The 19,410-nt window shown below is 66.6% G+C and carries 18 protein-coding genes; 10 read left to right on the forward strand and 8 right to left on the reverse strand.

The genetic code is table 11. The annotated features are described in order from the left end of the window. From V5F78_RS17350 to V5F78_RS17365, 4 genes are all read left to right on the forward strand, one after another. Entirely contained in the window at nt 1–813 is an 813-nt protein-coding gene (locus tag V5F78_RS17350) for a cobalamin-binding protein (protein ID WP_394067467.1), read from the forward strand. A gap of 298 nt (nt 814–1,111) precedes the next feature. Continuing rightward, nucleotides 1,112–2,917 carry a translation elongation factor 4 gene (gene lepA / locus V5F78_RS17355; RefSeq protein ID WP_394067469.1) on the forward strand — a complete coding sequence of 602 codons (1,806 nt, stop codon included), beginning with the start codon at nt 1,112–1,114 and terminating at the stop codon, nt 2,915–2,917. An 87-nt stretch (nt 2,918–3,004) separates the two neighbouring features. Next, nucleotides 3,005–3,217 carry a YegP family protein gene (locus V5F78_RS17360; RefSeq protein ID WP_394067471.1) on the forward strand — a complete coding sequence of 71 codons (213 nt, stop codon included), beginning with the start codon at nt 3,005–3,007 and terminating at the stop codon, nt 3,215–3,217. Between the two features lie 261 nt (nt 3,218–3,478). Further along, nucleotides 3,479–4,174, forward strand: coding sequence for a VIT1/CCC1 transporter family protein (locus V5F78_RS17365; RefSeq protein WP_394067473.1), 696 nt, complete (start codon nt 3,479–3,481; stop codon nt 4,172–4,174). Nucleotides 4,175–4,457: 283 nt separating this feature from the next. On the opposite strand, the gene cytX is transcribed toward V5F78_RS17365, so the two are convergent. From cytX to V5F78_RS17380, 3 genes are all read right to left on the reverse strand, one after another. Further along, on the reverse strand, nt 4,458–5,738 hold the full coding sequence (gene cytX / locus V5F78_RS17370) for a putative hydroxymethylpyrimidine transporter CytX (protein WP_394067474.1): 1,281 nt from the start codon (nt 5,736–5,738) through the stop codon (nt 4,458–4,460). A 248-nt stretch (nt 5,739–5,986) separates the two neighbouring features. Then, nucleotides 5,987–6,868, reverse strand: coding sequence for a class I SAM-dependent methyltransferase (locus V5F78_RS17375; protein WP_394067475.1), 882 nt, complete (start codon nt 6,866–6,868; stop codon nt 5,987–5,989). 102 nt (nt 6,869–6,970) lie between these two features. Next, the gene (locus tag V5F78_RS17380; RefSeq protein ID WP_394067477.1) at nt 6,971–7,504 is read right to left on the reverse strand and encodes a hypothetical protein; all 534 of its coding nucleotides are present in this window, start codon (nt 7,502–7,504) and stop codon (nt 6,971–6,973) included. A gap of 323 nt (nt 7,505–7,827) precedes the next feature. Between V5F78_RS17380 and groES the strand changes: the two genes are divergently transcribed. Both groES and groL read left to right on the forward strand, forming a co-directional pair. Continuing rightward, nucleotides 7,828–8,115 (forward strand): co-chaperone GroES, encoded by a 288-nt coding sequence (gene groES / locus V5F78_RS17385; protein ID WP_348844055.1) that lies wholly within the window; start codon nt 7,828–7,830, stop codon nt 8,113–8,115. Between the two features lie 48 nt (nt 8,116–8,163). After that, entirely contained in the window at nt 8,164–9,810 is a 1,647-nt protein-coding gene (groL, locus tag V5F78_RS17390) for a chaperonin GroEL (RefSeq protein WP_394067482.1), read from the forward strand. 463 nt (nt 9,811–10,273) lie between these two features. Here groL and V5F78_RS17395 read toward each other — a convergent pair whose 3' ends face one another. After that, nucleotides 10,274–10,885, reverse strand: coding sequence for an NAD(P)-dependent oxidoreductase (locus V5F78_RS17395; protein ID WP_394067484.1), 612 nt, complete (start codon nt 10,883–10,885; stop codon nt 10,274–10,276). Between the two features lie 127 nt (nt 10,886–11,012). Here V5F78_RS17395 and V5F78_RS17400 point away from each other — a divergent pair, with 127 nt between their 5' ends. Next, on the forward strand, nt 11,013–11,405 hold the full coding sequence (locus tag V5F78_RS17400) for a winged helix-turn-helix transcriptional regulator (protein ID WP_394067485.1): 393 nt from the start codon (nt 11,013–11,015) through the stop codon (nt 11,403–11,405). 21 nt (nt 11,406–11,426) lie between these two features. On the opposite strand, the gene V5F78_RS17405 is transcribed toward V5F78_RS17400, so the two are convergent. Further along, nucleotides 11,427–12,500 (reverse strand): hypothetical protein, encoded by a 1,074-nt coding sequence (locus V5F78_RS17405; RefSeq protein ID WP_394067486.1) that lies wholly within the window; start codon nt 12,498–12,500, stop codon nt 11,427–11,429. A 233-nt stretch (nt 12,501–12,733) separates the two neighbouring features. Between V5F78_RS17405 and V5F78_RS17410 the strand changes: the two genes are divergently transcribed. Further along, nucleotides 12,734–13,432, forward strand: coding sequence for a TIGR00266 family protein (locus V5F78_RS17410; protein WP_394067488.1), 699 nt, complete (start codon nt 12,734–12,736; stop codon nt 13,430–13,432). A gap of 56 nt (nt 13,433–13,488) precedes the next feature. On the opposite strand, the gene V5F78_RS17415 is transcribed toward V5F78_RS17410, so the two are convergent. Both V5F78_RS17415 and V5F78_RS17420 read right to left on the reverse strand, forming a co-directional pair. Continuing rightward, complete coding sequence (locus tag V5F78_RS17415; RefSeq protein ID WP_394067490.1) at nt 13,489–14,418, reverse strand: histone deacetylase family protein; 930 nt, start codon at nt 14,416–14,418, stop codon at nt 13,489–13,491. 169 nt (nt 14,419–14,587) lie between these two features. Then, entirely contained in the window at nt 14,588–15,355 is a 768-nt protein-coding gene (locus V5F78_RS17420; RefSeq protein ID WP_394067492.1) for a TetR/AcrR family transcriptional regulator, read from the reverse strand. A 144-nt stretch (nt 15,356–15,499) separates the two neighbouring features. On the opposite strand from V5F78_RS17420, the gene V5F78_RS17425 reads away from it, so the two are divergent. Then, nucleotides 15,500–16,675, forward strand: coding sequence for an HlyD family secretion protein (locus tag V5F78_RS17425; RefSeq protein WP_394067854.1), 1,176 nt, complete (start codon nt 15,500–15,502; stop codon nt 16,673–16,675). 132 nt (nt 16,676–16,807) lie between these two features. Continuing rightward, nucleotides 16,808–18,394 (forward strand): DHA2 family efflux MFS transporter permease subunit, encoded by a 1,587-nt coding sequence (locus V5F78_RS17430; protein ID WP_394067493.1) that lies wholly within the window; start codon nt 16,808–16,810, stop codon nt 18,392–18,394. A 44-nt stretch (nt 18,395–18,438) separates the two neighbouring features. On the opposite strand, the gene V5F78_RS17435 is transcribed toward V5F78_RS17430, so the two are convergent. Further along, nucleotides 18,439–19,359: an SDR family oxidoreductase gene (locus tag V5F78_RS17435; RefSeq protein ID WP_394067495.1), complete on the reverse strand. Its 921-nt coding sequence runs from the start codon at nt 19,357–19,359 to the stop codon at nt 18,439–18,441. Nucleotides 19,360–19,410 lie beyond the last annotated feature (51 nt).

Consider the following 19,410-nt stretch of genomic DNA (forward strand, 5'->3'; position numbering starts at 1 on the left):
GTGGGACGCGATCCTTATCCCCGCCGCATCGTCTGCCTCACCGAGGAGACGGTGGAGACGCTCTATCTACTGGGCGAGGACCACCGCATCGCCGGCGTGTCCGGCTATGCGGTGCGCCCGCCCCGCGTGCGCAAGGAAAAGCCCCGCGTGTCCGCCTTCGTCTCGGCGGACCTGCCCAAGATCCTCGCGCTCGCGCCGGACCTGGTGCTGGCCTTTTCCGATCTCCAGGCGGATATCGTCGCCGATCTCGCCCGCGCCGGGCTGGAGGTGCATGTCTTCAACCAGCGCAGCATCGACGGCATCTTCGCCATGATCGCGACGCTTTCGGCCCTTGTGGGCGCGGCCGAAAAGGGGGCCGCGCTCACCGCCGATCTGGACGCGCGGCTGGCTGCCGCGCGAACCCGTGCGGCGGCGCGAGAGGTGCGGCCCCGGGTCTATTTCGAGGAATGGGACGCGCCGATGATCTGCGGCATCAGCTGGGTGTCGCAATTGGTGGAAATCGCCGGCGGTCTCGACATTTTCGCCGACCGCGCCCATGGCCAAGCCGCCCGCGAACGCTTCGTTAGCGCGGAGGAGGTCATCGCGCAGGCGCCCGACATAGTCATCGGCTCCTGGTGCGGCAAGAAGTTCAATCCCGCCCGCTTCGCCGCCCGTCCGGGCTTCGCCGATCTTCCCGCCGTGCGCGCGGGGCGGCTGCACGAGATCAAGTCGAGCCTGATCCTGCAACCCGGCCCCGCCGCCCTCACCGACGGGCTGGATGCTCTGCTGGCACTATTCGATGGTTTTGAAGGCGCGCGGCTCCGCGCGTCCTGAGGGTTTTGCATTTGCGGGGTCCCCCTCACCCCGGCCCTCTCCCCGGGGGGAGAGGAGGCCGCGATGCGGCGGGTGGGCGCTTCACTTACCCCCAAAGCCAAAAGGCCCCCTCTCCCCGAGGGGGAGAGGGTTGGGGTGAGGGGGAGAGCGCACGGACCCGCAGCGCACGCGCCGGCGCCCCTGGGGAAGCTTCCCGGCGTCCCGGAACCGCCGCGCCGGCCCCGCGCGCTCCCGGTGTGGCAGGTACAAAAGCCGCACGCGCCTTGTGGCTGCCGAATGCCGGTGCTATGCGGCGCGGATGACCGCAACGCCGCAGACCCATATCCGCAATTTTTCCATCGTCGCGCACATCGACCATGGCAAATCCACGCTCGCCGACCGGCTGATCCAGCTCACCGGCGGCTTGAGCGAACGCGAGATGACCGAGCAAGTGCTCGACAATATGGATATCGAGCGCGAGCGCGGCATCACCATCAAGGCGCAGACCGTGCGCCTCTCCTACAAGGCCAAGGATGGGGAAACCTATATCCTCAACCTCATCGACACCCCGGGCCATGTGGACTTCGCCTATGAGGTGAACCGATCGCTCGCCGCCGTGGAAGGCTCGCTGCTGGTGGTGGACGCTTCCCAGGGGGTCGAGGCGCAGACATTGGCCAACGTCTATCAGGCCATCGACAACAATCACGACATCGTCCCGGTGCTCAACAAGATCGACCTGCCCGCCGCCGAGCCGGAAAAGGTGAAGGCGCAGATCGAGGATGTGATCGGCATCGACGCCTCCGGCGCCATCGGCATCTCGGCCAAGACCGGGCTCAACATCGACCAAGTGCTGGAAGCCATCGTCACCCGCCTGCCGCCCCCGGTGGGCGACCGCGACGCGCCGCTGAAGGCGCTGCTGGTGGATTCTTGGTACGACACCTATCTCGGCGTCGTGGTGCTGGTGCGCGTGGTCGACGGCGTGGTGAAGAAAGGCCAGCGCATCAAGATGATGCGCACCGGCGCCGCCTATGACATGGACCGCGTCGGCGTGTTCACCCCGAAAATGGTGGCCATGGAAAGCCTCGGCCCCGGCGAGATCGGCTTCCTCACCGGCTCCATCAAGGAAGTTGCGGAAACCCGCGTCGGCGACACCATCACGGATGAGAAGCGCCCCTGCGCCGAGCCCCTGCCCGGCTTCAAGCCGGCCCAGCCGGTGGTGTTCTGCGGCCTGTTTCCGGTGGACGCCGCGGATTTCGAGGATCTGCGCGCCGCCATGGGCAAGCTGCGCCTGAACGACGCCAGCTTCTCCTTCGAAATGGAGACCTCGGCGGCGCTGGGCTTCGGCTTCCGCTGCGGGTTTCTGGGCCTCCTGCACCTGGAGATCATCCAGGAACGGCTGGAGCGCGAGTTCAACCTCGACCTGATCGCGACCGCCCCCTCCGTCATCTACGAGATGGAGATGAGCGACGGCACCACCATCGACCTGCACAACCCGGCCGACATGCCGGACGTGGTGAAGATCAAGGAAATCCGCGAGCCCTGGATCCGCGCCACCATCCTCACGCCGGACGATTATCTCGGCAGCGTGCTCAAGCTCTGCCAGGATCGGCGCGGCAACCAAATCGAGCTGACCTATGTGGGCGCGCGCGCCATGGTCACCTATGATCTGCCGCTGAACGAAGTGGTGTTTGATTTCTACGACCGGCTGAAGTCGATCTCGAAGGGCTATGCCTCGTTCGACTACACCATCACGGATTATCGCGAGGGCGACCTCGTGAAGATGTCGATCCTGGTGAATGCCGAACCGGTGGACGCGCTCTCCATGCTGGTGCATCGCACCCGCGCCGACCATCGCGGCCGCGCCATGTGCGAGAAGCTGAAGGACCTGATCCCCCAGCATCTGTTCAACATCCCGATCCAGGCGGCCATCGGCGCCAAGGTGATCGCCCGCGAGACCATCAAGGCCCTGCGCAAGGACGTGACCGCCAAATGCTACGGCGGCGACATTTCCAGAAAGCGCAAGCTGTTGGACAAGCAGAAGGAAGGCAAGAAGAAGATGCGCCAGTTCGGGCGCGTCGAAATTCCCCAGGAAGCCTTCATCGCCGCGCTCAAGATGGACGACTGAGGTCTCCTTTTGCACACGGCTTTGCTTTACGTAGGGAAATAAGGCACCGTTCCGGCGTCGGGAACAACCCGGCGACGGGAGGACGCCATGGCGACGTTCGAAATCTACAAGGACAAGGCGGGCGAATTCCGCTTCCGCTACAAGGCCTCGAATGGGGAGGTCATGTTCGCCTCCGAGGGCTATAAGGCAAAGGCCTCCGCGCTATCCGCCATCGAATCCATCAAGAAGAATGTGCCGGACGCCAAGGTGGAGGACACGACCACGGCGCCCGCGACGACGCGGCAAGGCCCAGGTCTCTAGGCGCCCGCGACCCGCACGGGAAAACGCCTCCGAAACAGGGGGGTGCTGCGGACGCACGAATGTCACGCCGCGATGGTAGGTGCGGCGGGTCGCTGGGGGCCGGCCGTCCGGGACGTCTGGAAGGGAGTTGCCCGCGCCTGTGGGTGGGGAACGCTTTTCGTGCGCCCGGCCGGCGGCCGCCGGGATCGACATACCCGCCCCAGTCCGGAGCGTCCGGCGGCCCCGCCCGGCGCTGGCGCTCCTTTAAGTTCGAGGTTTTCCATGGCCGGTCCGCATACCGAAGGTCATCTCATCGAGCGGATCGGGTGGCTGCGCGCCGCCGTGCTCGGCGCCAATGACGGCATCGTCTCCACCGCCAGCCTGATCGTGGGCGTCGCCTCCGCCTCGGCCACCCATTCCGATATCCTGGTGGCCGGCGTCGCGGGGCTGGTCGCGGGCGCCATGTCCATGGCGGCCGGCGAATATGTCTCGGTCAGTTCCCAGTCGGACACGGAAAAGGCCGACCTTGCGCGGGAAACCGCGGAGCTCAAGGCAGACCCCATCGCCGAGCGGCGCGAGCTTGCCGCCATCTATATCAATCGCGGGTTGGAGCCGGCTTTGGCCCACCAAGTGGCCGAGCAATTGATGGCCCGCGACCCGCTGGAAGCCCATGCGCGCGACGAACTGGGCATCTCCGAATTCACCACCGCCCGGCCGATCCAGGCGGCGCTCACCTCCGCCGCCTCGTTCGCGGTCGGGGCCATCCTGCCGCTGCTGATGGCCGCGGTGACCCCCGCCGGGCTCCAGGTGCCGGTGGTGGCTGGCGCCTCGCTGGTGTTCCTCGCCGTGCTCGGCGCCATCGCGGCGAAGGCCGGCGGCGCGGAAGTGGTGCGCGCCACCGCGCGCGTCACCTTCTGGGGCGCCATCGCCATGGCCGCCACCGCCGGCATCGGCGCGCTCTTCGGCACCGTGGTCTGACGCGAAAGGCATTCAGGGTCTTCACGCCCGTGCAGGATCCACCGCCATGCAGGGGCATGTCCCGTGCATGACGGCGGCACCGCTGGCACCGGCTCTTCAAGGCCCGCGCTAACGGCCCGGCGTGGGTGGCCGGGACAGGCCCGGCCATGACAATGGGTCAAGAAGGACAATGGCGCGCCCCTGTGCTCAGGCTCCTCGACGATCCAGCCCGTCACTGAAGGTCGATCGACCCTGAGGTGCCTGATCAACGGCCGAAGCGGCGGGCGCGTCGGCCCGCCGGCCGTCACGGCATCACGCGGCGCGCCAGCACGAACAGCACGCCCGCCGTCACCAGCGCGGGCAAGGTCGCCCCGAGGTCGGGGAGATAGGCCGTCACCGCGTGGAAGGTGGCGATGCCGATGCCCCAGGCGAGAAGGCCGGCGATGTTCCAGCCGCCGGAGAACCAATAGGCGCCGCGCACGCGGGTGATCTCGTCGGCCGCGATGCGGCGCTTGCGCACGATGAAATGGTCCGCCAGCACCACGCCGAACAGGGGCGCGAACACCGAACCGATCAGCAGCAGGAAGCCTTCATACTGGGCCAGCGGCACCAGCAAGGCGATCAGCGTGCACAGGGCGCCGAAGCCGAGCGCGAGATGCGGCACCGCGACCGGCACCAACGTGCCGGTGGACACCGCCGCCGAATGGATGTCGGCGAACGCATTGTCGGTCTCGTCCATCAGGATCAGCAGCAGTGCGAAGCCGCCGCCGGCTGTGGCGAGCGCCACCACGATGGTGCCCTCCCCGCCCGAGGCCAGGGCATAGGCGGCGCCGAGCCCGTAGAACCAGATGTTGGCCACCAGATAGCCGAGCGCGCTGCCGCGGAACACGCTGCCGGAGGACTTGCCGAAGCGGGTGTAATCGGCAATCAGCGGCAGCCAGGACAGCGGCATGGCCACCACCAGGTCGATGGCGCCGCCAAAGCTCATTTCGCCGGTGCCGGGCTTGGCGAAGAGCGCGGCGAGATCATAATTGGCCATGAGCCGCCAGGTGAGCCACACCGCCGCGCCGAGCAGCAGATAGAGGCCCCAGGCGCGCAGGAAGCGCCGCACGAACGACACGGGCCCCATCACCGCGATCGCGGTCGCGAGCACGCCGAACAGCAAGGTCCACACGCCCGGAAGCGAGAAGCCGAAGGCCTGCTTGGACAAGGCTTCCGCCGCCTCGCCCATGATGATGATCTCGAACGCGCCCCAGCCGACCAATTGCACCATATTGATCAGCGTCGGCAGGATCGCCCCGCGCAGGCCCAGCGTGGGCCGCAGGCTCGCCATGGCGGAAAGTCCCGAATCGGCGCCGATCACCCCCACGCCCGCGAGCAGGACCACGCCCAGCACGCTTCCGGCGATGATCGCGAGGAACGCCGTGCCGAGACTGAGCGCGGGAACCAGCAGCGCGCCCGCTTGGAGCACCAGCAGGCCGATGCCGAGGCTGAACCAGAGGGCGAAGGCATCCGAGCCGGTAAACACGCGTCGGCGCGCGGGTACCGGTGTCAGGGGATCATAGGTGGTCGCGGCGGATTCCATCGTGTCACTCAACAGCGCTGGCGCGGCCGGAGCGTTCGGAGCCCGGCGCGCAGGATTGGGCCGCGGCGCCTGAGGCTGTGCGGTGTCCGGACCCATCTAAAGCGCGTTGTCCACCGAGGGAAGCGGGCATCCGCCGTATTGCAGCATTTCCCAGCGCGTGGCGCGGCCCAAGGGGTCTTTCGCGCGTCATGGCCGGGCCATGACGATGCCTCCGGCAAGGGCGTCAAGCCATGAAAGGCGGATCGGTCCTAATCCAGATCCACGTGAACCGGGAGCATCTCCAATTGCTCGCGCACTTCGTGCGCGGTCGCCAGCATCAGCCGCATGCGCCTCTTCTGCATGCGGGCGACGTCGGTCTCGCGCTCCCGGCTCTGTTCGAGACCGATGAAAAACTCGTGTCCCACGGTGGGAAAGGTGTGCTTGATGCGGAAATCCACGGCGCCCAGGGCGTGCAGTTCCTCGATGATCAGCACGAAGCTGCTGGGCGTGAAGCACCAGGCGTGGCAGTCCACATAGTCCTCGTTCTCGAGGTCGCTCTGCGGCCGGAACACAGTGTAGGATTGCCAGATCGGACAGCCTGAAAAGCCCGGCGTGCCCAGGGGGCCGGGACCCCAGGCCACGCGCCCGTCGCTGTTGACGACGGAGGTCTCATATTCGAATCGGGTGGCGCGGCTGTGCTTGGTGAGGCCCAGGCGATTGGCCTCCAGCCAGCCGGCCGTGGTGCTGAGCGGACGGAAGAAATCGAAGCACCAGCGCTTGTCGGGCACGGCGAGCGCAACGACCGCGCCCGGTTTCAGCAGCACCGCAAGCGAGCTCAGAAAGGCGATCGGATCTGGAATATGTTCGAGCACATGGCTGGCGATGCAGGCATCGAACGTGCCGTGATAGACCTTGGGGATGGCGTCCGCCATCGAGCCGCCGCGCCAGATGAAGTCCACGCGCTCGATGCGTGAGACATCGACGTCCACGTGGTTGCGATATTTCTCGCGCAATTCCTGTTCGCTGGCGTGATCAATGGAATAGACATTCCATCCATCCTCCCGGCTGCACACGGGACGGAACAAAGGCCCGATCTCGAGTATGCGCATACTCTTGTCGATGCCGTGAAGCAGCTTTTGTGAACGATCCATCCGGTCCTCAAGTGTTGCGCGCACCCCCCTTGCGCGCGCAACGCGGCAGTGCAAACGGTGTACGCGCGGCGGCGGCCGAGGCCGCCTCCGGAACGTGCCGGATCAGCTGCAGCGCACGTACACCATGGTGCCGTAGCGCTTGGAGACTTCCGGGTCCACCCATTTGAGCACCAGCACTTGGCCATCCCAGCGCAGGACCTGCCGATCGCGCAGGCCGCCGGCGGGATCCTCGGGCGGTCCGATGAAGGTGGGGCCGCCGGCCGCCTTGGACACCAGCTCGGTGAGTTTGTTGTCGTCGGCGAGATACATCATCACGCCGCCATTGGGGCCGGCGGTGATGACATAGGGATTGCTGCATTGGGCGCGCGCCTGGGTCTCGGTGCGGGCGGCATCCTCGGGGCGATGGTATGCGGCGAGGCCGTAGCGCCCGACGAGGCTCGCGGCGGGAATCGGGCTGGTATATTGCGGCGCCGCCGGCGGGGGCGGCTCGGTCGGAGTGGTGGAGCAGGCGCCGAGGCCAAGGCCTCCGATGACGGCCGCAACCATGCCGAGGCGATAGAAAGAAACGGCGGAACGGCGAACACGGCCGGTGTCGCAGGATTCCCCGGCGACGGACCGAACTGCGGACTGAGACATTCACACACTCCGAGGCGAGAGCTTAACTGAATACGGCAACCCGCATGCGGCACCGCGCCCGTCGGGGAAACAGGGCGAGGCGCAACCATAAAGCCTGTTCGGCGCGGCGTCGATGCTTGGCCCTGCACACAAATTCACGTTGTCGCCGCCCCGACACGCTGCCACCGTCACTTTATGCGGCGATCTCTTACACATTGGTAAGTCCGCCTGCCTTGACGCGCGGGCGGCGGCTCCTTATCTCCGGCCGGGATTGGCACTCCCATTGCGCGAGTGCCAAAGACCGCGGGCCACCGGCCCGCTCCAATACCAAGAGGATCATGCCCATGTCCTTCCGCCCTTTGCATGACCGCGTGGTCGTGAAGCGCATCGAAGCCGAGCAGAAGACCGCCGGCGGAATCATCATCCCCGACACCGCCAAGGAAAAGCCCCAGGAGGGCGAAGTCGTGGCCGTGGGCCCCGGCGCCCGTGACGAAAGCGGCAAGGTCGTCGCGCTCGACGTGAAGGCGGGTGACCGCGTTCTGTTCGGCAAATGGTCCGGCACCGAAGTGAAGGTGGACGGCCAGGACCTGCTCATCATGAAGGAAAGCGACATCCTCGGCGTCATCGCCTGAAGGTTCGCCCTTTCGCTTCCCTCGCATTAATTATTCAGGAGACGGCACATGGCTGCCAAAGACGTAAAATTTTCCGGCGATGCCCGCGAGAAGATGCTGCGCGGCGTTGATATCCTCGCCAATGCAGTGAAGGTGACGCTCGGCCCCAAGGGCCGCAACGTCGTGATCGAGAAGAGCTTCGGCGCCCCCCGCATCACCAAGGACGGCGTGACCGTCGCCAAGGAAATCGAGCTGGAAGACAAGTTCGAGAACCTCGGCGCCCAGCTGGTGCGCGAAGTCGCCTCCAAGACCAATGACCTGGCCGGCGACGGCACCACCACCGCCACCGTGCTCGCCCAGGCGATCGTGAAGGAAGGCGCCAAATCGGTCGCCGCCGGCATGAACCCGATGGATCTCAAGCGCGGCATCGACCTCGCCGTCGCCGCCGCCATCGCCGACATCAAGGGCCGCGCCAAGAAGGTGTCGTCCTCCGCCGAAGTCGCGCAGGTCGGCACCATTTCCGCCAATGGCGACTCGTCCATCGGCGAGATGATCGCCGGCGCCATGCAGCGCGTGGGCAATGAAGGCGTCATCACGGTCGAGGAAGCCAAGACCGCCGAGACCGAGCTCGAAGTCGTCGAAGGCATGCAGTTCGACCGCGGCTATCTCTCTCCCTATTTCGTCACCAATGCGGAGAAGATGATCGCCGACCTCGAAGACCCCTACATCCTGATCTTCGAGAAGAAGCTCTCCGGTCTGCAGCCGATCCTGCCCGTGCTCGAAGCCGTCGTTCAGTCCGGCAAGCCGCTGGTGATCGTGGCCGAGGACGTGGAAGGCGAGGCGCTCGCCACCCTGGTGGTGAACAAGCTGCGCGGCGGCCTGAAGGTCGCGGCCGTGAAGGCCCCCGGCTTCGGCGATCGCCGCAAGGCCATGCTGGAGGATATCGCCATCCTCACCGGCGGCCAGGTGATCTCGGAAGATCTCGGCATCAAGCTTGAGAACGTGACGCTGGCCCAGCTCGGCCGCGCCAAGAAGGTCATCCTCGAAAAGGAAAAGACCACGATCGTGGACGGCATCGGCGAGAAGGCCGATATCGAAGCCCGCGTGAACCAGATCAAGGCGCAGATCGAGGAAACCTCCTCGGACTACGACCGCGAGAAGCTCCAGGAGCGTCTGGCCAAGCTGGCCGGCGGCGTCGCCGTCATCCGCGTCGGCGGTTCGACCGAAGTGGAAGTAAAGGAAAAGAAGGACCGCGTCGACGACGCCCTGAATGCCACCCGCGCTGCGGTGGAAGAAGGCATCGTTCCGGGCGGCGGCATCGCTCTCCTGCGCGCCAAGAAGGCCGTCGAGACGCTGACCTCCGACAATTCCGACATCACCGCCGGCATCAAGATCGTGCTGCGCGCGCTTGAAGCCCCGATCCGCCAGATCGCCGAGAATTCCGGCGTGGAAGGCTCGATCGTGGTCGGCAAGGTGCTGGAGTCCAACGACGCCAACTTCGGCTTCAATGCCCAGTCGGAAGAATATGTGGACATGATCCAGGCCGGTATCGTCGATCCCGCGAAGGTCGTGCGGACCGCCCTGCAGGACGCGGCTTCCATCGCCGCTTTGATCGTTACCACCGAAGCCCTCATCGCCGAGCTGCCCAAGAAGGACAGCGGCATGCCCGCCATGCCCGGCGGCGGCATGGGTGGCATGGGCGGCATGGACTTCTGAGGAAGTCCAGCCGACCAAGACGTTGAGGTGGGAAGCCGGCAGCGCCGGCTTCCGGGCGGCATGGACTTCTGAGGACGTCCAGCCGACCAAAACGTTGAGGTGGGAAGCCGGCAGCGCCGGCTTCCGGACGGCATGGACTTCCGAGGAAGTCCAGCCGACCAAGGGTTTAAGGGAGAAGGGCGTGGCGCAAGCCGCGCCCTTTTTCTTGCGCCGAACGGGTGCGCCTGCCCATCCCCCTCCCCCTTGCCCTCCCTGACCTCTCCGAACCTCCCCCCTCCCTAGCCCTCCCCCGCAAGCGGGAGAGGGAACTGGGGAGCAGGCAGAGGCGCGGGGCGGATCCGGGATTTAGGGGAACGGCCTAAGCGTGAAAGCGGGCGCACCCCCTCTCCCGCTTGCGGGGGAGGGCTGGGGAGGGGGAATAACCGAAGGGGCTGAGGAGAGGGACGCAAGCGCTCCGCCCCGTTCAATACCCGATCGTAAAGCGCGCCCGCACGTGGCGCGGGTGCTCGATTTCATCCACCAGCGCCGCCGCAAAATCCTCATAGCTGATGAAGCTGCGGCCGGACGCCGACGTCAAAAGCGCGTCCGTCCCCAGGCGAAAGACACCCGTGCGTTCTCCCGGCACGAATTCCGCCGACGGGGAGAGGAAGGTCCATTCCAATTCGGCCTCGCCCTTCAGCAGATCCAGGAAGGCGCCGCCGGCCTTGGCCTCGGTGAGATAGATGGCGGGAAACTCCGGGATATCGTAGAGGGCGACGCCCGGTGCGACCTCCAGGCTGCCGGCGCCCCCCACCACCAGATAGCGCCGCACGCCGGCGGCCTTCACGGCGGCGATCAGGACGGCCGCGTCCGAATCGCTGAAGTGGATCGAGCTGACCACTGCGTCATGCCCCTTGAGCAACGGCGCCAGCGTTTCGACGCGGCGCGCATCGCCCGCCACGGCCGTGACGCCCGGCGCGGCGGGAATGCGGGAAGGGTCCCGCGCGATGGCCGTGACCTGATGGCCGCGCGCGGCCAATTCCTGAAGGATGCGCGAACCCACCGCGCCCGAGGCGCCCACCAGAGCGATTTTCATTCTCATGTCTCCATTGCCCGGTTGAACCCGGTATCCAATGGGAACTAGATGCTATAATCGGACCCTAGGCGAAAGAAGGCACTTTCAAGTCATCAGGTTACCCTGACGAAACCGGAAGCGAGAAACCATGCTGCACGACCATGTCGACGGGAATCCGTTTCAGGCCGACTGCCCCACGCGCCGCATCCTCGACCGCATCGCCGACAAATGGACGGTGCTCATCCTCAGCATCGTCGCGGCGCGGCCGACCCGCTTCAACGCGCTGCGCCGGCAGGTGGAAGGGCTCTCGCAGAAAGTGCTGTCGCAGACCCTCAAGAGCCTGGAGCGCGACGGCCTCGTCACCCGCAGCGCCTTCCCCACCGTGCCGGTGACGGTGGAATATGCCATCACCCCGCTCGGCGCCTCGCTGGCGGAAACCCTCGCGCCGCTCGCCCGCTGGGCGACCGCCCATATGGAGGAAATCGCCGGCGCCCAGGCCGCGTTCGATCAGCGGTGCGCCGAACCGGACAAGGTGGCCTGAGCGGGCCCCTTGGCGGGCACTTCAGCGGCCTTGCCGCGCGCGATAGCCGACGAACCCGCCATCGGCGTCATAGAGATAATCGAAACCGTTGAGGAAGCGCAGGCTGGTGTTGACGAACGTGCGCGCGCCCCGCGGCACCAGCACCACATTCAATGGTGCCAGCGGGTTCGCCGCATCCCCCACCACAAAGCTATAGGCCGCCCCCGTGCCATCGGTGCCGAGCTTCACCGAAAGCGTGGCACCCGCCGGCAGGACGGGCTTTCCGCGTGCGTCACGCGTCACCTGCCCCTGCTGCTGGGCCGGCGGCAAAGTGACATACATGGTGGAAACGCCGGTATCCACCAGCGCCGTGCCGCACGCCGGCGGGGCGCGCCCGTTCAGCGACAGGCAGGCGGGCGCCGCCGCCCAATCGGCGAATTCGGTGCTGCGGGCAAGCTTGGTGAAGGTGAAGCCGGCGGCATCCTGCGCCGTGAGGCCCACCTGCACGCCGCGCTTCATCACCACATAGCCGCGCCGCACCGCGCCGGGCTTTTCCCCGTCCCCCATGCCCTCGACGGTGAGAAACGGATTGCGGTCGGGCGTGCTCTGCGCCTGATGGTCGCCCTGACGGGCGAAGCCGACGCCGAGCATGGCGATGCCGCGCGGATCCTGGCGCGGGCGGCAATTGCGCGCGCTTTTCAGGCATTCCACCCGCGTCACCGCGAGCACGGGCATGGCACGGGTCGTCACCTCTGCCCCCTGCGTCCCGGAAATCCGCACGGGGGTCACGACCCAGGTGCCGCTCATGATGCGGCCCGAGCTGGTATAGGTCAGCCGTCCCGGCCCGAGGCTCGGCAGGCTCGCGAGATTGGGGATCGCGCGCGCCGCCACCACGATGCCGGTGGACCCGGTATCCATCACCGCCCGCACCGTTCGCCCGCCGAACGAGAGGCCGAGAGACGGCGGCCGCGTCATCGGTGCGCCGGAAAGCGGCGCGTCGAGATAGGGCAGAAAGGTGGCGGTGGTGTAGGCTGCAAGGTCCGGCGCCTCGGCGGCGCGCACCCCGGCCGGGGCGCTCAGGCCCGCAAGCAGCGCCAGAAAGGCGAAGCGGCGCATCCCGAAACCGCCTCTCCCGCGCGGGTGCGGAAAGCGCAGGGAGGAAACGCAAGACCGGGACCCCATCGGCGAAGCTCCTTGGCACCTCATCAGGCCCGGCACCTGGCCGACCTGCCCGCGTGGCGGCGTCCAGGGGCTGAAGAAGATAATTTCCGCACGCCGGAACGCTTGCCTCGCACGCAGACTTGCCTCTTCCTGCAGGCACGATCAAGCATCGGCTTCGGAGCAGACGCATGCGCACGGAAATTACCGGCTCGACCCTTCCCGTTCTCCAGGTCACCCTTTCCGCCGGCGAAACCCTGATCGCCGAAACCGATCGCTTGTCCTGGATGACGTCCAACGTCGCCCTGCACACCACAACCGCCACCGGCGGCGCGTCGGGCCTGTTCGGCGCCATCGGGCGGGCGATCTCCGGCGGCGGCCTGTTCATGACCGAATTCACCGCCCAGGGCGGGGATGCGCTGGTGGCCTTCGCCGCCACCGTTCCGGGCAATATCGTCGAGATCCATGTCGCGCCGGGGCGCGGTTTCCTCATCCATCGCCACGGTTTCCTGGCGGGTGCGCAGGGGCTGGAACTCGCCATGGGCTTCCAGCAATCGCTCGGCGCCGGCATTTTCGGCGGCGATGGCTTCATCCTGCAACGCCTCACCGGCCAGGGCGCGGCATTCGTAGAACTGGGCGGAGAGATCGTCGCCTATACGCTAGAGGCGGGGCAGCAATTGCTGGTGCATCCCGGCCATGTGGGCATGTTCGAGGAAGGCGTCGGCTTCGAGATCACCACCATTCGCGGCGTGCGCAACATGCTGTTCGGCGGCGACGGGCTGTTCCTGGCCGAGTTGACCGGGCCAGGGAAGGTGTGGCTGCAATCGCTCACGCCTTCCAAGCTCGCGCACGTACTCCAGCCCTATCTGCCGAGCGGCGAGCGGCGGTAGGCGGAGCGGCACGCGGCGTAAAAGCGTCTGGAGCGGGGGCCGATCGGCCCCTGCCCTCACCCGTGCATCAGCGCCGTGACATGCGCGGCGGCGGAGGTGGCGAGGCCTTCCAGATCGTAGCCGCCCTCCAGCACCGAGACTAGCCGGCCGCCGGCACGCTTGTCGGCAATCTCCATGAGGCGCTTGGTGATCCAGGCGAAGTCGGTGTCCACGAGGCGCAGCGAGGCCAGCGGGTCGCGCACATGGGCGTCGAAACCGGCGGAGATCAGGATCAGCTCGGGGGCGAAATTGTTGAGGCGCGGCAGGATGCGCGTCTCCATGGCTTCCTTGAACTTCACCCCGTCGTCGCCCGAGCGGAGCGGTGCGTTGACGATGGTGTTGGCGGCTCCGGTCTCGCTCACCGCGCCGGAGCCGGGATAGAGCGGCATTTCGTGGGTGGAGCAATACATCACGCTGTCGTCGGCCCAGAAAATCTCCTGCGAGCCGTTGCCGTGATGCACGTCGAAATCGACGATGGCGACGCGCTTGAGGCCGTATTTGGCCTGGGCATGGCGCGCGGCGATGGCCACCTGGTTCAGCAGGCAGAAGCCCATGGGCCGGCGCGTCTCGCAATGGTGGCCAGGCGGGCGCATGGCGACGAAGGCGTTGTCCACCTTGCGGTCCATCACCTCGTCCACGGCATAGCAGGCGCCGCCGACGGCGCGCAGCACCGCTTCCCAGCTGCCCGGCGCCATCACCGTATCGGAATCCAGGCGCACCAGCCCGCTCTCGGGAGAGGCGGCGGCGAGACCGTCCACGAAGTCCTCGGGATGCACGCGGATGATGTCCTCACGCTCACCGCGCGGGGCGAGTTCACGCAGCAGGGTGGCGAATTTCTCTTGCTCGAAAATGCGATCCAGAACCTTCAGGCGGTCCACGCGTTCAGGATGCCCAGGGGGCGTAACATGGTCGAGGCCGGCGGGGTGCGTGATCAGCAGCGTGGACATTTGGCGTCAGGTCCAAGATTGTTTCTTCCCTGCCATACCATATTCACGGAACCACGGAATCATTTTGAGACGGCTCAAGGGTTGTAATTACCCCTGATGCAGCCGCGCCCACCAGCGCCGCCGCCACCGCCCTTCCGGTCGAAACCGACCGCGGCCGGGCGCTGCGGCTTCAGCCCGGCTTGCGGCAGCCGTCGAGAAACAGCGAGACGCAGGTGGCGATGCGCTTGCGGCTCGCGGCGTCGAAGAGCGGCGGCGCGATGCCGAGCGAGGTCCGCCGCAGCGGCTCGTCGGCGGCCATGCTCAGGAGGATGCTGGCGACGGTAAGGGGATCGTCGAGCACGATCAGCCCGCGCGCGCACTGGTGCGCCAGCCATTCCGCCAGCGCCTTCGTGGTGTGCAGTCGGCCATGCTCGTAAAAGGCGGCCGCGACCTCGGGGAAGCGCTGCGCCTCCGCCATGCTCAGCCGGTTCTGGGCGATGGCGTCGGGCGAAAGCACGAGGCGCGTGAACTTTTCCAATATGTCGAACAGCGCCTCGTCGAGCGGAATATCCTCGCTCTCGGCCTTAATGCTCATGGTGAAGGTATCGGCGCGCGCTCGGATGATGCCGCCCAGCAGATCGGCCTTGCCGCCAAACAGGCGATAGATGGTCTTCTTCGCCACCCCGGCGGCCTTGGCCACCTCGTCGATGGTGGTATCCGCATAGCCGCGTTCGGCGAAGGATTGCTCCGCCGCCTCGAGAACCAGACGGGCGGTTTCCGCATCGGGCCGCACCTGGGGCCGTCCGCGCGGACGCCCGCACGCCGCACCCTCGCCAGGACAGGCATCGGGCGGGGCCGGCACGGCACGCTTCGAAGCGGCGCGCTTTGACAGTGCGCGCTCCGGTTCCGCGCGCTCCGGCTCGGCGCCCCCGGCCCGCGCGGCGTTGGCTTTCGACAAAGATTCAGCTCCTCACGACTTGAAGCCCAGATTACTTTGGGCATATATAGGAAACGAATTCGTTTCGTAAAGCGTTACACCACCGCGCCACCCAAACGAGGCTCGCGCGGTGAGGAGCAAACCAAAATGACCCGCCAGACCCCCATGTCGGAGCTGAAGGCCGAGCGCCCGGTTCCGCAAGCCGAGGCGCTTCCCGAGCTTGCCGCGCAGGCACCAGGGACCAGCGTCGATGAAGATCCCGACACCGGCACGGCCCCGCCGCGCCGGTCCCGCAAGCGCTTGCTGGCCGGCGTCGCCCTTCTCGCCGTCCTGGCGGGCGGCGGCTATTTCGGCTGGCATTATTGGACCGTCGGACGGTTCCAGGAATCCACCGACGATGCCTATGTGCAGGCGGACGTGGTGACCGTGGCGCCCAAGGTCGGTGGCTATATCGGCGCCGTCCTGGTGGGCGACAACGAGACCGTCCACAAGGGACAGGTGCTCGCCCGCATCGACGATCGCGACTATCAGGTGGCGCTCCATCAGGCCCAGGCCGACGTTTCCGGCGCGAGGGCCGACATCGCCAATATCGAGGCCCTGCTCGACCAGCAGAAGGCCGTGATCGACGGCGCCCAAGCCACGCTCGACACCGACAAGGCGAACGAGACCTTCGCCGAGCAGGACAGCACCCGCTACAACACCCTGGCGAAGAGCGGGTTCGGCAGCTTGCAGAACGCCCAGCAGGCGACCGCCAAGATCGCCGCCGCGAAAGCCACCGTGCAGAAAGACGAGGCCGCCCTGGTGGCTTCCCAGAAGCAGGTGAACACGCTCAATGCCCAGTTGGACAAGGCCAAGGCGACGCTGGCCCATAATGAGGCCCTGCTCCAGCAGGCGCAGCTTAACCTGAGCTATACGAAGATCGTCGCCCCCGAGGACGGCGTGGTGGGCAACCGCAGCCTGCGGGTCGGCCAGTTCGTCCAGGCGGGAACCCAGCTGATGGCGCTCGTGCCCCTGCAAGGCGCTTATATCATTGCCAATTTCAAGGAAACCCAGCTCACCGACGTGCGCAAGGGCCAGAAGGTCTCGATCGAGGTGGACACCTTCCCCGGCGCGGACATCACCGGCCATGTGGACAGCGTCGCGCCCGCCAGCGGGCAGGTGTTCGCGCTGCTGCCGCCAGACAATGCCACCGGCAATTTCACCAAGATCGTCCAGCGCATTCCGGTGAAGATCACCATTGATCCGGACAGCCCGCTCGCCGGCCGGCTGCGCCCCGGCATGTCGGTGGTGCCCACCGTGACGGTGAAGCCGGTCCAGCAGTCCACCGCCGACGCCTCCTGAGGCGCCGGCCCGGCGCACAACCGCGCACCCGCTTCGATCGCAACCCCGCGCGATGCCGCGCGTTATGGACCCGCGCGCGGGATCGCGTGCATTCGAATTAAGGCGCGCCCGCCGCGCCGCCGGACGATTTCCATGTCCCAGACCGCAACACCCGCCCCTGCCCCGATGCAGGACAAAGCTTCCGCCCGCGTCTGGATCGCGGTGATGGGCACCATGCTCGGCGCCTTCATGGCGGTGCTGAACATCCAGATCACCAATTCCTCCCTCGCCAATATCGAGGGCGGCATCGGCACCGGCGCGGACAATGGCGCGTGGATCTCCACCGCCTATCTGATCGGCGAGATCATCGTCATCCCGCTGACCGATTATCTCAGCCGGGTGTTTTCCTTCCGCCTGTTCCTGATGGCGAACGCCGCGCTGTTCCTCGCCTTCTCGGCCGCCTGCGCCTTCGCGCAGAATTTGAGCCAGATGATCGTGCTGCGCGGTTTCCAGGGCTTCTGCGGCGGCGTCATGATTCCCATGGCGTTCACCTACACCCTCACCAAGCTGCCGAAGACCCAGCAGCCGGTGGGCATGGCCATGTTCGCGCTCACCGCGACATTCGCGCCCGCCATCGGCCCGACCATCGGCGGCTATCTCACCGAGAATTACGGGTGGGAATACATCTTCTTCATCAACCTCGTGCCCGGCGCCGCCATGCTGACCGCGCTGTTCTTCACGCTCGACCGCGAGCCCATGAACCTGCCGCTGCTGAAGGAGGGCGACTGGTTCGGCATCGGCACCATGGCCATCGGCCTTGCGGCGCTGCAGACCGTGCTGGAGGAGGGCAACAAGAACGACTGGTTCGGCTCGCCCTTCATCACCCGCACCGCCTTGGTCGCGGTGGTGTTCCTCGCCCTGTTCCTCATCATCGAGTTCAGGGTGAAGAAGCCGGCGGTGAACCTGCGGGTGCTCGCCGACCGGAATTTCGCACTCGGCACGGTCGCCAACGTCATGGTGGGATTTGCGCTCTACGGCTCTGTGTTCATCCTGCCGCAATATCTCGGGCAGGTGCAGGGCTATAATTCCGAACAGATCGGCTCGGTCATGGCCTGGGTGGGCCTGCCGCAATTGATCCTGATTCCGCTGGTCCCGATGCTGCTCAAGCGGGTGGACGCGCGCTATGTGGTGTTCGGCGGGCTGACCATTTTCGCCATCAGCTGCTTCATGAACACCCACATGAGCGTCAATTACGGCGGCGACCAGCTGTTCTGGCCCAATATCGTGCGCGCCATCGGCCAGGCCGTGATCCTCGCGCCTTTGAGTGGCATCGCCATGCGCAACATCGCCCGGGCGGACAGCGCCGCAGCCTCCGGCATCTTCAACATGCTGCGCAATCTCGGCGGCGCGGTGGGCACGGCGGCGCTCGCCACCATCGTCACCAAGCGCGAGCAGTTCCATTCCAACATCATCGGCCAGTCGGTGACGGAATTCGGCGGCGTGGTGCGCGAGCGGATCGCGGTGATGCAGAATTACTTCTTGCAGCACGGCATCCCGGACATGGACGCGGCCCACCACCAGGCGATCATCTATCTCGGCAATCTGGTCAAGCGCCAGGCGCTGGTGATGAGCTATAGCGACACCTTCGCCATCATCGGCGTGATGCTGCTGATCGCGGCGGCAGCGGTGCTGCTCACCGGCAAGGGCGGGGCCGGCGGCGCCTCGGCAGCGGCCCATTGACGGCAGGCAGGGTTCGCCCTGCCCGCTCTTCTATCTGCCGATTTTCAGCCCGGGAAGCGAACGCCCGTCAGATCCTGCGAGACCTGCCATAGGCGCCGCGCGACCTCCTGATCCTCGGCCTGCGGCATGATCCTGGCGGGCTTCGGCGGCCCTTTCAGCTCATAGAAACCGTCCGGTCCGTAATAGGCGGCGCCCTTCGCCTCGGGCGCGGTGGCCGCGAACAGGGTCGGCAGGGCGCCGGCCGCAGCGGAATGGCTGACGAAAGGCTGGAGCACCCTGTTGATCTGCCACAGGAAACGATCCGTGCCGGGGCCGTTGGGAATGAGATCGGTGCGGGCATAGCCGGGGTGCGCGGCGTTGCTCATGAGGCCCCAGCCGCCGCCATCGCTGCGGCGCTGCAATTCCAGCGCGAACATCAGCATGGCGAGCTTGGATTGGGAATAGGCCTTCCACGGCTTGTAGGGATGCGCGCCCTGCAGGTCGGCGAAGTCGATCCGCCCGCCGCGATGGGCGAGGCTGGAGAGATTGACCACCCGCGGCGCCGGCGCCTGCCGCAGCAGCGGCAGCAGATGCGCGGTCAAGGCGAAATGGCCGAGATAATTGGTGCCGAACTGCAGTTCAAAGCCGTCCGCCGTTTCCCGCCGGTCGGGCGGTGACATGACGGCGGCATTGTTCACCAGGAGGTCGAGCGGCCGGCCGGCGGCGATCATCCGCGCGCCGAAGGCGGCGACCGAGGCGAGGCTGGCAAGATCCAGCATCTCGAAGCGGATCGCGGCTCCGGGCGCGGCCGCCTGGATCTGCCCCACCGACGCGGCCCCCTTTTGCGCGTTGCGGCCCGCGAGGATCACTTCGCCCCCCTTGGCCGCCAGCGCGAGCGCCGTCTCATAACCGAGCCCGCCGGTCCCGGTGACGACCGCGATGCGGCCCGCCTGAGACGGGATATCCTTGATTGACCAGTCTGACACGATGAAACGCTCGCTGTTGGTTCGATACCCGAATAATATGCACTGAGTGCA

Source organism: Roseixanthobacter glucoisosaccharinicivorans, assembly GCF_043195095.2.
Lineage (GTDB): Bacteria > Pseudomonadota > Alphaproteobacteria > Rhizobiales > Xanthobacteraceae > NCEH01.

Excerpts from the sequence above, each read along its gene's own strand:
- V5F78_RS17375 (WP_394067475.1), bottom strand. The coding sequence starts at position 6,868 with ATGGATCGTTCACAAAAGCTGCTTCACGGCATCGACAAGAGTATGCGC.
- lepA (WP_394067469.1), top strand. The coding sequence starts at position 1,112 with ATGACCGCAACGCCGCAGACCCATATCCGCAATTTTTCCATCGTCGCG.
- V5F78_RS17405 (WP_394067486.1), bottom strand. The coding sequence starts at position 12,500 with ATGCGCCGCTTCGCCTTTCTGGCGCTGCTTGCGGGCCTGAGCGCCCCG.
- V5F78_RS17415 (WP_394067490.1), bottom strand. The coding sequence starts at position 14,418 with ATGTCCACGCTGCTGATCACGCACCCCGCCGGCCTCGACCATGTTACG.
- V5F78_RS17395 (WP_394067484.1), bottom strand. The coding sequence starts at position 10,885 with ATGAAAATCGCTCTGGTGGGCGCCTCGGGCGCGGTGGGTTCGCGCATC.
- V5F78_RS17400 (WP_394067485.1), top strand. The coding sequence starts at position 11,013 with ATGCTGCACGACCATGTCGACGGGAATCCGTTTCAGGCCGACTGCCCC.
- V5F78_RS17365 (WP_394067473.1), top strand. The coding sequence starts at position 3,479 with ATGGCCGGTCCGCATACCGAAGGTCATCTCATCGAGCGGATCGGGTGG.
- V5F78_RS17360 (WP_394067471.1), top strand. The coding sequence starts at position 3,005 with ATGGCGACGTTCGAAATCTACAAGGACAAGGCGGGCGAATTCCGCTTC.
- V5F78_RS17425 (WP_394067854.1), top strand. The coding sequence starts at position 15,500 with ATGTCGGAGCTGAAGGCCGAGCGCCCGGTTCCGCAAGCCGAGGCGCTT.
- groES (WP_348844055.1), top strand. The coding sequence starts at position 7,828 with ATGTCCTTCCGCCCTTTGCATGACCGCGTGGTCGTGAAGCGCATCGAA.
- groL (WP_394067482.1), top strand. The coding sequence starts at position 8,164 with ATGGCTGCCAAAGACGTAAAATTTTCCGGCGATGCCCGCGAGAAGATG.
- V5F78_RS17430 (WP_394067493.1), top strand. The coding sequence starts at position 16,808 with ATGTCCCAGACCGCAACACCCGCCCCTGCCCCGATGCAGGACAAAGCT.
- V5F78_RS17410 (WP_394067488.1), top strand. The coding sequence starts at position 12,734 with ATGCGCACGGAAATTACCGGCTCGACCCTTCCCGTTCTCCAGGTCACC.
- cytX (WP_394067474.1), bottom strand. The coding sequence starts at position 5,738 with ATGGAATCCGCCGCGACCACCTATGATCCCCTGACACCGGTACCCGCG.
- V5F78_RS17380 (WP_394067477.1), bottom strand. The coding sequence starts at position 7,504 with ATGTCTCAGTCCGCAGTTCGGTCCGTCGCCGGGGAATCCTGCGACACC.